The sequence below is a fragment of the Streptomyces sp. XM83C genome (genome assembly GCF_023072675.1).
Lineage (GTDB): Bacteria > Actinomycetota > Actinomycetes > Streptomycetales > Streptomycetaceae > Streptomyces > Streptomyces thermocoprophilus.
In genome coordinates this window covers 1-1,049 of sequence record NZ_JALLGL010000613.1, presented here as the reverse complement: position 1 = coordinate 1,049, position 1,049 = coordinate 1, and the positions used below count along the sequence as shown (strand labels likewise).

Annotated in this window: 1 protein-coding gene; it reads left to right on the top strand. The window is 69.7% G+C overall.

Annotated elements, in window-relative coordinates; all coding sequences use genetic code 11:
* Nucleotides 1-70: 70 nt before the first annotated feature.
* Nucleotides 71-994 carry a transposase gene (locus MTQ10_RS30695; protein ID WP_247474059.1) on the top strand — a complete coding sequence of 308 codons (924 nt, stop codon included), beginning with the start codon at nt 71-73 and terminating at the stop codon, nt 992-994.
* Nucleotides 995-1,049 lie beyond the last annotated feature (55 nt).

Here is a 1,049-nt window from a genome sequence, read left to right as displayed (position 1 = left end):
CGAGCTCGTGCACGGTAGGCGGTGAGGCGTCGAGTTCCCGATCGTCGATCATGGTCGTGTGGTGGGGAATGTGTCTCGTGCAGCGATCATCAGCGACCGGAGGATCACGGGCCTGTCGGCCGACGTGATCGCTGAACTCGTGGCCGAGCTGGGCCCGTTGTGGCATGAACGGCATCAGGCCAGGCTGGCGTCCAGGCAGCGGAAGCGGGCCGTAGGCGCCGGCGCGAAGCACCGGCTCGTCTTCATCGACCGGCTCCTGGCCACCCTCGTGCACCTCCGTCACGGGGCCACACACGACGTGCTCGCCTGCTGGTTCGGCGTGGACCGCTCCACCATCACCCGCGCCGTCGGCGAGGTGCGACCCCTGCTCGCCGAGCGAGGCTGCACCGTCAGTCCCGGCGTGCGGTTGCGGACGCTGGCCGAGGTCGTCGACCACCTCGGCTCCGCGGGCAGGACCGGGATCGTCGACGGCACCGAGATCCGGGTCCGGCGGCCGACCGCCGGGCGCAAGGACCGGGACAAGTTCATCTCCGGCAAGAGCAAGCAGAACGCCGTCAAGACCATGGTGCTCACGGACGGGGACGGCCGGGTGCTGTTCTGCAGCCCGACCAGGCCCGGAAGCTGCGCGGACATCACCCACGCCCGCCAGTTAGGGCTGGTCAAGCTCCTGGCCGACGGGCCTGCCGTGGAGATTCTCGCCGATGCCGGCTACCAGGGCCTGGGCGCGCAGACCGGCGGCCGGGTGGTGACACCGCCGCACCGCAAGTTCAAGAAGAACGCTCCGGACTGGTACGAGGAGATGTACGAGCGGCAGCGCAAGGCACATTCCTCACGACGCATCCGCGTCGAGCACGGCATCGCTCACCTGAAGAACTGGCGAGCTCTGACCCGCCACCTCGGCCGCCGCGAGCACATGAGCGACACCGTCCAGGCCGTCGCCGCCCTGCTGTCCCACCAGCAGACTGCGGACCTGACGTCGGCGCGGCAGATGTGAACACCGAGCCCCGCCGCCATCCTCGACGCCTCACCGCCTACCGTGCACGAGCTCG